Consider the following 10323-nt stretch of genomic DNA (forward strand, 5'->3'; position numbering starts at 1 on the left):
CCACCCCACCCGGATAACGGCAACCCACCCCCACGATCACCACCGGATCACCCACATCAACCACCGAAACCACCCCGGCCCCCACACCGACCGGACCAACACCCCCACCCACACCCAACAACCCACACACAAACTCCGCCAACACACCCACCGACGGATAATCGAAAACCACCGTCGCCGAAAGCCGCACCCCGAACAACACACCCAACCGATTCCGCAACTCAACCGCGGTCAGCGAATCAAAACCCATCTCCCGAAACGCCAAACCCACCGGCACATCCACCACAGAACCAAAACCAAGAACCGACGCCACCTCGCCGCGGATCTGGTCCTCGATGGCCGCTACGGCCTGGGTTCGGGACAGGCGGTTCAGCCGGCTCCGGATGCCGTCCGTGGCGGGGGCACGTCCGCGGCGGTTGCGGGGCGATCCGCCGCGCACCAAGTCGCGCAGCACCTGTGGCACGGTGGTCGCGCCCTCCCAAGCGCGCCAGTCCCAGCGGGCGGCCATCGTCACCGCATCGGGTACTTCCCGCGCCGAGCCGAGCAGGTCCGTCCCTTCGGTGGCGGACAGTCCGGTGATTCCGCCGCGGGACATCCGGGCCACGTCGCGCCCGCTCAGCTCACCGGCCATGCCACCGGAGACGTCCCACAGGCCCCAGGCCACCGACTGGCCCACCAGTCCGCGCGCCCGTCGCGCCTGCATCAGGCCGTCCAGGAATCCGTTCGCCGCGGCGTAGTTCGCCTGCCCCGGCGAACCCACAACGCCTGCCAGTGACGAGAACGTCAGGAAGAACGCCACATCCATCTGACGGGTCAGTGTGTGCAGCCACCAGGCGCCGCCCGCCTTGCCACCCATCACCGCACCCACCTGCTCGGACGACAGCGACCCCACCACACCGTCGTCCACGACCCCCGCCGCGTGCACCACACCCGTCAACGGATGCTCCACCCCAACCGCCGCAAGAGCCTCCTCCACACCGGCCCGCGACGACACATCCGCCGCCACCACCCGAACCTCGGCACCCAGCCCACGCAACCGCCCCACCAGATCCACCGCGGAACCCGAACCCGCGACACCACGACGCCCCACCAACACCAGATGCCGCACACCACACGCCGACACCAACCACTCCGCCACCAACCCACCCAGCACACCCGTACCACCGGTCACCAACACCGACCCCTCCGGATCGATCGGGACGGGCAGCGTCAGGATGTTCTTGCCGACGTGTCGGGCCTGGCTGAGGTGACGGAAAGCGGCCGGCGCCTGCCGTATGTCCCATGCCGTCATCGGTAGCAGCGTGAGCCGCCCCGTGGCGAACAGCGCCAGCAGTTCGGCGAGCATGGCCCCGATTCGGTCGGGCTCCGGTTCGGAGAGGTCGAAGGTGCGGTACCGGACCCCGGACGGCAACGAAGCCGCCTCCCGGACATCGGTCTTGCCCATCTCGATGAACCGGCCACCCCTCGGCAGCAGTTCCAACGAAGCGTCCACGAACTCGCCCGCCAGCGAGTTCAACACCACATCAACGCCCGCACCACCCGTCACGTCCAGGAACGCCGAACGGAAACCGAGATCACGGGACGAGGCGATGCGATCCTCCGACAACCCCAGCCCCCGCAACACCCCCCACTTGGAAGGATGCGCCGTCGCGAACACGTCCGCACCGAGATGCCGCGCAAGCTGCACGGCCGCCATCCCCACACCACCCGCACCCGCATGGATCAGCACCCGCTCACCCCCACGCAGACCCGCGAGCCGCACCAGCGAGTAGTACGCCGTCAGGAACGCCACCGGCACGGACGCCGCCTCCGCGAACGACCATTCCGTCGGAATCGGCGCCACGGTCCGCGCGTCCGCCACCACGGTGTCACCGAACGACTCCGGGATCAGGCCCATGACGCGGTCGCCGGGGGCCAGTCCGGTGACCTCCGGACCGATCTCGGTGACCACCCCGGCACCCTCGCTGCCCGGTGTGGCCTCGCCCGGGTACATGCCCAACGAAATGAGTACGTCGCGGAAGTTCAGGCCGGCGGCACGCATCGACAGGCGGACCGTTCCCGGCTGCAGGGGCGCGGCGGCCTGCGCGTGCGCAATCGCGGTCAGTTCCGTCAATGTCCCGCCGGGTCCCGTCGACAAACGCCATGGGCCGTGCTCGGGAAGCCGCAACCGGTCCGTCTCGTCGAGTTCTCCGAGGGCCGGCGCGATCAGCGCGCCGCCACGCACTGCCAACTGGTCGAGGTCTGTGGCCAGTACGGCGGGCAGGGACAGCGCGCGGAGAGCATCGTCCTCCGCACGACCGTCCTGCGGGTCGAGGTCAAGGAGCACGAGGCGATCCGGGTGTTCCGTCTGGGCGGACCTGATCATGCCCCAGATCGCGGACATGGCCGGATCCACCGGGGACACCGGCTCCTCCGTGGTCACGGCGCCCCGGGTGAGGACCAGGAGCCGGGCGTCGGTCAGGTGGGGCGAGGCAAGGAACGCCTGCACCTGGGCCAGCAGCCGTACGAGGATCGTCTCGGCGCGATCGGCTCCCTCTGCCTCGAAGCCGTCGCCGGTCCCGCCCGGTGTGCCGGGGAGGGAGAGCACCACCAGTGGGGGTGTCGCGGCTCCGCTCTCCAGCGCCTCTTCGAGCGAGGCCAGATCCACGTGATCGCCCGCACCTCCGCCCACCAGCACCCATTCGGGCGCCGGGTCCTTCGCACTGTCGGTGGCCGGGTCGGACACCGGCGCCCACCGCATCCGCAGGAGCCGTGCAGCGGAGGCGGGGGACCCCGCAAGGCTCTCCTGGCTGATCGGCCGGAAGGCGAGGGACTCGACGGTGACGACGGGCCGTCCGGTCGGGTCGAAGGCCTCGATGGCGACACCATCAGCACCGCGACGCAGCCGGGCCCGCAGAACCCTTGCGACGGTGCAATGAACGGTGACACCACTGAACGCGAACGGAAGCCCGCGATCACCAACGCCAACACCAACGCCATCGCCATCGCCATCGCCCGAGGTCGCGGCAAGGGCATGGAGCGCGGCGTCCAGCAGCGCCGGATGCAACGCGAAACCGGCCGGATCGTCGGGCAGCACCACCTCCGCGTAGACGTCCTCACCGTCCCGCCAAACCTGCCTCAGCCCCCGGAACACCGGCCCGTAATCGAACCCCGCCTCCGACAGAGCGGCCTGAACGTCCTCCACCGGAACCGGGACTCCCGCAGGAGGCCAGGTCCAAGCCGCATCAGGAGCTTCGAGCGCCTCCGCGAGGACACCGGTGCCGTGCCGGGTCCACTCCCCACCTTCGGCATCCGGACGCGAATGAACAGCAACCACCCGCCGCCCGTACTCGTCGGGCTCCTCCACCACCACCTGCACCGTCACGCCCGGCCCACCCTCGACCAACACCAACGGCGCCTGAAGCGTCAACTCCTCGACCCGCGCACACCCCAACCGCAGGCCCGCATGCGCCACCACGTCCACAAACGCCGTCCCCGGCAACACGACCACACCGGACACCGCATGATCGGCCAACCACGGCTGCGCCGACACCGACACCCGCCCCGTCAGCACCACACCACCACCCGCGAGCGACACCTGTGCGCCCAACAGCCGATGACCCGCGACCGCCAACCCCACCCCGGAGAGCGACCCCCCAGCCACCCCCGAAGACCCCGCGACCCAATACCGGCGACGCTGGAAGGCATACGTCGGCAACTCCACAGACTGCCCCGCACCGGAAACCCACCGGTCCCACTCCACGCCAACCCCATGCACGTGCAGGCGGGCCAGGCCCATCAGCAAGCTGGTGGCCTGATCACGATCACGCCGCATGAAGCTCGCGACCGCCTCACCCCCACGCTCCTCCATCACAGCGGACAGAGCAGGCTGCGGACCGACCTCCGCCCAGACCCGAACCCCCAACTCGCGTGCCTTCTCGACTGCTTCGGCGAACCGGACGGGCTGACTCACATGCCCCACCCAATAGGCAGGGCTACCGAAGTCGGTGCCGGCCAGATCCCCGGACACCGTCGAGACAATCGGAATCTCAGGCGCCGCGAACTCCACATCGGCGATCGCAGCGGCAAAATCCTCCAACATCGGAGCCATCAAAGGCGTATGGAAGGCATGCCCAACCGGAAGCCACCGAGTCCGCAACCCCTCGGCCTCCAGCTCCGCGACCACACCCCGTACCGCATCCCCCTCACCGGCCAACACGACCGACTCCGGCGCATTCACCGCAGCCACCCACACCCCGGCCAGCCCTGCGATCCGATCCGCGATCTCCGCCGCAGGCCCGGCAACCGAGACCATCACGCCACCGGCGTCCATCCCCTGCATCAACCGGCCACGCACACACACCAACCGAGCCGCATCAGACAGGCTCAGCACACCCGCCGCGACCGCCGCGCCGATCTCACCGACCGAATGCCCCACCAACACATCCGCCCGAACACCACACTCCACCAGGACACGCCACAGCCCCACCTCCAACGCAAGCAGCCCCACCTGCGTAAACACCGTCTCATCGATCAGGTCACCACGACCACCCTCACCGAAGAGCACCGGACGCAACGGCCCCGGCAACAACCCATCCGCCACCGAACACACTTCGTCCACCACGCCGGCGAACACCTCGAACCGCTCGTACAACCGCGCACCCATCCCCGCGAACTGCGAGCCCTGCCCCGTGAACAACACCGCCGTCTTCCCCACCAACGGCGAACCCGTCACCAGCGCATCAAAAGATCCGCCCTCAGCCAATGCGTCCAGCCCCGCAAGCAATTCCTCAACAGAGGAACCCACCACAACAGACCGGTCCTCCAACACCGCACGGTTCCTCAACCCCGCAGCCACACCGACAACGTCGACAACCCCGGTGTCCCGGACGAACTCCGCCAACCCGGCCGCCTGACCCCGCAGACCCCCATCACCCCGACCCGACACCACCCACGGCACCGGACCCGACACCTCCACCACCGGCACAGCATCAAGCTCGACAGCAGGCGCCTCCTCCACGATCACGTGCGCGTTCGTGCCGCTCACGCCGAACGAGGACACCCCCGCCCGCCGCACCCGCCCATCGGCCTGCCACGGAACAGACTCGGTCAGCAGCCGCACCTCACCCGCCGACCAATCCACATGCGGCGACGGCTCATCCACGTGCAACGTCGCAGGCAGACGCCCGTGACGCATCGCCATCACCATCTTGATCACACCGGCCACACCCGCAGCCGCCTGCGTATGACCAATGTTCGACTTCACGGATCCGAGCCACAGGGGGCGGCCCTCCGGCCGGTCCTGCCCGTACGCCGCCAGTAGTGCCTGCGCCTCGATCGGATCACCCAGCGTCGTACCCGTCCCGTGCGCCTCAACGGCGTCCACGTCGGTCGCCGACAGACCCGCGTTCGCCAGCGCCTGCCGGATCACCCGCTGCTGCGACGGACCGTTCGGCGCCGTCAACCCGTTCGACGCACCATCCTGGTTCACCGCCGAACCCCGCAGCACCGCCAACACCCGATGGCCGTTCGCCACCGCGTCCGACAACCGCTCCAGCAGCACCAGGCCGACACCCTCACCCCAGCCCGTACCATCCGCGCCCGCCGCAAACGGCTTGCACCGGCCATCGGGTGCCAGACCGCGCTGCCGACTGAACTCCACGAACGCACCCGGCGTCGACATCACCGCGACACCGCCCGCCAGAGCCAGGCCACACTCGCCCGCCCGCAGCGCCTGCGCCGCCAAGTGCATCGCCACCAACGACGACGAACACGCCGTGTCCACCGTCACCGCCGGACCCTCAAGACCGAAGACGTACGCCAGCCGCCCCGACACCACGCTCGCCGCGTTCCCGGTCAGGAAGTAGCCCTCGCTGCCCTCTCCCCCGTGGTCGGCGAACGTGCCGTAGTTCTGAGCGGACGCTCCCACGAAAACACCCGTGCTGGAGTTGCGCAGGGTGGAGACGTCGATGCCCGCGCGCTCGATCGCCTCCCACGAGCACTCCAGTACGAGCCGCTGCTGCGGATCCATCGCCAGCGCCTCACGCGGGCTGATCCCGAAGAAGCCGGCGTCGAACTCGGCAGCGTCGTAGACGAAACCGCCGGCCGCCGTGGACGACGTGCCGGGCCCGTCCGGGTCGGTGCCGAACAGCTTGTCGAGGTCCCAGCCCCGGTCCTTGGGGAAGTCCGAGATGGCGTCGCCACCGGCGGCGACGAAGTCCCACAGGTCCTCGGGCGCGCGCACTCCGCCGGGGTACCGGCAGCTCATACCCACGATGGCGATCGGGGCGTGCTGTTCGGCTTCCAGTCGCTCCAGACGCCCGCGCGTCTCGTGCAGGTCCGTGGTGACGAACCGCAGGTAGGACCGGAGCTGTTCCTCGCTGGCCATTTGGTGAGCCTTCCTCACAGCTGTGATGCAGACAGACGGTCAGGGTCTTAGGACTGCTTGAACCGCTTGTCGATGAATTCGAAGATCTCCTCGTCGCTCGCCGAGCCGAGCTGTGCGCTCATGTCCTCGGTGTCGCGCGAGGTGCTGTCGCAGGAGTCCAAGAGCTCTCGGAGCCGCTGCGCCACCCGCTTGCGTACGGCGTCGCCCTCGGCTACCTCCGCCAGGGTTTCCGCGAGGCGTTCGATGTCGCCGAACACCCGGGTGGACGGGGGTACGTCCGGGGTCACCCCCAGTAGTTCGGCATCGAGGTGCTCGGCGAGGATCCTCGGGGTGGGGTGGTCGAACGCCACGGTGGCCGGTAGGCGCAGGCCGGTTTCGGCGCTGAGCCGCTTGCGCAGTTCGACGGAGGCGATGGAGTCGAACCCCATGTCCCGGAAGGCGCGTTCGGGCTCGATGGCGTCGGGGTTGGAGTGGGACAGGATCCTGGCCGCCTCCGCGCACACCAGTGCGGACAGCAGGTCGAGGCGGTCGGCCTCGTCCAGCCCGTCAAGCCGGGACAGCAGTCCGGAGGCGTCGTCCGTGTCCTGGTGGCCCGTTGAGGTGGTGATCTGCCGGGCTTCGTGCAGGTCCTCGATGAGCGGACGGTGGCGGGCCATCGTGAAGGTGGGGACGAACCGTTCCCAGTCCACGTCCGCCACGGCCAGGAATGTCTCGTCGAGGCTGAGTGCCTCGTGCAGCGCCGCGATGGCGCGCTCCGGTGTCATCGGCCGCAGTCCGAGCCGGCTCAGCCGCGCGCCGGCCTCGCCACCGCCCATGCCTTCGCCCTGCCAGAGTCCCCAAGCGACGGATGTCACGGACCAGCCGGCCGCGCGCCGGCTCTCCGCCAGGGCGTCGAGGTACGCGTTCGCGGCGGCGTAGGCACCCTGCCGCGCACCGCCCCAGACCCCGGCGTTCGACGAGAACAGCACGAGGCGCTCGAACTTGCCGCCGGCGAGCTGCTCGGCAAGGGCGTCAGCGCCGCGCACCTTCGCGGCGAGCACGTCTTCCAGGTCTGCGGCGGTGAGGCTCGTGAGCGCCACGTCCTGGGATACCCCGGCGGCGTGGATGACGGTGGTGGTCGGCGGGTGGCCGCTGCTGTCCAGGACCTCCGCCAGTTGCTCGGCGTCGGTGATGTCGCAAGCCGTGACCGTGGTCGGGGTGCCCTCCGCGCTCAGTTCCTCGGCCAGCTCGACGGCGCCGGGTGCGTCGGTCCCGGATCGACTGACGAGGACCAGGTGCTCGGCACCGTTGCGCGCGAGCCACCGTGCCAGATGCGACCCGAGCGCACCCGTGCCCCCGGTCACCACCACCGTGCCACTGGGTTTCCACCCCTCACCACCGCCGGAGGGCGCCGGTGCATGTCGCAGCCGGCGTGCGAACACGCCGGCCGGGCCGACGGCCAATTGGTCCTCGACCGGCTGCGCCAGCGCCGCGCACACCAACTCGTCGGCATCCGCGAACCAGTCGACCGGTAGGTCCAGCAGACCGCCGTAGTGGTCGGGGTGTTCGAGGCCGAAGACCCGGACGAGTCCCCAGATCGCCGCCGACGCCGGATCGGGAGCCGCGTCCGTCCCCGGCGTGGTCACCGCCCTCCGGGTCAGCACCCACAACCGGGCGGCGTCCTGCTCGACGACGGCCCGCATCACGGCCAGTACGACGGCCAGTTGACCGGACAGACGACTTCCGCTCCGGTCCGTCGTGCCACGATCTGACCCGGCCGGCAGGTAGGCGATGTGCTCGGCGCCCGCGAGGAGTTCCGCGACATCGGCGCGATCGATGTCGCGGCCGGTGGGTAGCACCCGTACCTCGACCTGGGCACCGGCGTGTTCCAACGCCATTCGGATGTCGCTGATTTCTGTCTCCCCGTGGCACAGCAGGTGCCATGTTCGGGGTAGCCCACCTGCGTGTCGGGCCGCCAAGGGCGTCCAGCCCACGTCATAGCGCCACGCGTCGGTCCCGGAGGTACCGGTCTGCGCCGCCGCGGGGGCGTCCAGCCAATAGCGTTGCCGCTGGAAGGCATACGTGGGCAATCCCACCGGCTCCGCGGCAGGCAGCAACTCCCGCCACGCCACCGGCAGACCGGCCGCCCAGGCCGTCCCCAGACTGCTCAGCAACTGCGCGACCTCCGGCCGATCACGACGCAGGGTGTGCAACACCCGTCCGGCCGTGACCGTCCGCTCCATCGCCAACGAAAGCACCGGATGCGGACCGATCTCCACGAACACCTGCGGACCCGCGTCCTGCAACCGACGCACCACGTCCGCGAACAGCACCGGCTCCCGCAGGTTCCGATACCAGTACCCGGCATCCAACCCACCATCGGACACCGGCCCACCGGTCACCGTCGACACCAGCTCCGGCCCGGAACCACCCAGGTCCACGACCCCCGCCAGCTCCTTGCCCAGCCGCTCCTCCACCGCCTCCACCTGCGCATGATGCGACGCGTAATCCACCTCGATACGCCGCGCCCGCACCCCCTGCTCGTCCAGGTCGGCACACAACCCGGCCACCTCGTCCGCCGGACCACTCACCACGACCTGCCCCGGCGCGTTCACCGCCGCCACCGACACCGAACCCGACAGATACCCCTCCAACTCCCCCGGATCCAACGCCACCGACGCCATCGCACCCCGACCCGCCAACACCCGCAACGCCCGCGAACGCAGCGCCACCACCCGAGCCCCGTCCTCCACACTCAACCGACCCGCCACCACCGCCGCCGCGATCTCACCCTGCGAATGCCCCACCACCACATCCGGCACCACACCCGCCGCCCGCCACACCTCCGCCAACGACACCATCACTGCCCACAACACCGGCTGAACCACATCCACCCGGCCCAACCACACCTCATCCGAACCCGCCAACACCCCACACAACGACCAATCCACGAACGGATCCAACGCCCGCTCACACACCGCCATCCGCTCCGCGAACACAGCGCTGGACCGCAGCAACTCCACGCCCATCCCCGCCCATTGGCCCCCCTGGCCGGGGAAGACGAACACCACATCCGAGCCGGGTACCACCTCATCGGTGACCACGCCCTCGGCCGGCTCGCCGGCCGCGACCGCGTCCAGACCGGACAGCAGCGAAGCGACATCCGCGCCGGTCACCACGGCCCGCTGCTCCAGACCGGCCCTACCGGCCAACCCCGCAGCCACCCCCGCGACCCACCCGCCGTCGACCACACCCGCCACCTGCCGAGCTCGGACAAAGCTCGCCAACTGCGCCGCCTGGCCGCGAAGGGCGGCCGCGTCGCGGCCGGACATCACCCACGGCACGAGGTCCTCGCCCAGCAATACGGCGGCTTCCCGCTCTTCCGCAGGCGTGTCGACTGCGGGCGGCTCCTCCAGGATGACGTGCGCGTTGGTGCCGCTCACCCCGAACGAGGACACGCCCGCACGCCGTGGGCTGTCGCTGCTCGGCCAGTCCACCGGTGCGGTCAGCAGCCGCACCTCACCCGCCGACCAGTCGACGTGCGGCGACGGCTCGTCCACGTGCAGGGTTCCGGGCAGCCGACCGTGCCGCATGGCCATCACCATCTTGATCACACCGGCCACACCCGCAGCCGCCTGCGTATGACCGATGTTCGACTTGACGGATCCGAGCCACAGCGGGCGGCCCTCCGACCGGTCCTGCCCGTACGTCGCCAGCAACGCCTGCGCCTCGATGGGATCGCCCAGTTTGGTGCCGGTGCCGTGCGCCTCCACCACGTCCACGTCCGTTGCCGACAGACCCGCGTTGGCCAGCGCCTGCCGGATCACCCGCTGCTGCGACGGACCGTTCGGCGCCGTCAAGCCGTTGGAGGCGCCGTCCTGATTGACGGCCGAACCACGCAACACGGCAAGCACCCGATGACCATGACGACGAGCGTCCGACAACCGCTCCAACACCAACACACCCGCACCCTCACC

2 protein-coding genes are annotated in these 10323 nt (G+C 69.8%); both read right to left on the reverse strand.

Annotated features, from left to right (window positions below; all coding sequences use genetic code 11):
* Positions 1-6367, reverse strand: a 6367-nt coding sequence (locus ACFY0I_RS39785; protein ID WP_388904709.1) for an SDR family NAD(P)-dependent oxidoreductase, incomplete at its 3' end; no start/stop codon positions are given.
* 47 nt (positions 6368-6414) lie between these two features.
* Positions 6415-10323: SDR family NAD(P)-dependent oxidoreductase (locus tag ACFY0I_RS39790; RefSeq protein ID WP_388904710.1), on the reverse strand; the 3909-nt coding region annotated here is incomplete at its 5' end.

It is taken from the genome of Streptomyces sp. NPDC001568, assembly GCF_042893755.1.
GTDB lineage: Bacteria > Actinomycetota > Actinomycetes > Streptomycetales > Streptomycetaceae > Streptomyces.